The sequence below is a fragment of the Treponema endosymbiont of Eucomonympha sp. genome, assembly GCF_001028545.1.
In genome coordinates, this window is sequence record NZ_BBPW01000624.1 from 1 (window position 1) to 456 (window position 456).

Here is a 456-nt window from a genome sequence, read left to right on the forward strand (position 1 = left end):
CCGGCGGGGGGGCGCGAAACCCGCAGGGACCAGACCGACGGGGCGGACGGGCACGGAATCGGCGTATTCAGCGAAAACCTGAAAAACCTGCTCATGCAGCAGCCGATTAAGGGCACCCGAGTTCTGGGCGTCGACCCGGGAATCCGCACTGGCACCAAATGCGCCGCGCTCGACGAGACCGGCAAGTATCTGGGCTATTTCGTCGTCAACCAGCAGACGCGCCCCGCCGAAGCCGAAACCGCCATACAAAAAGCCGTTGCGGACTACGGCGTTCAGCTTGTCGCCGTGGGGAACGGCACCGGCACACGCGAAGTGCAGGAAATCGTCTCCCGCGTCATTACGGCGCATTTCCCCGGCGTCTTATACGCGGTGGTCGATGAGGACGGTGCGTCCGTCTATTCGGCAAGCGACGCCGCCCGCGAGGAGTTCCCCGACCCCGACCTGACCAAACGCGGG

General features: G+C 64.9%; 1 pseudogene. It reads left to right on the plus strand.

What is annotated here, in order from left to right:
- Positions 1-456: pseudogene (locus AWU74_RS08375) on the plus strand (helix-hairpin-helix domain-containing protein); the annotation flags it as partial.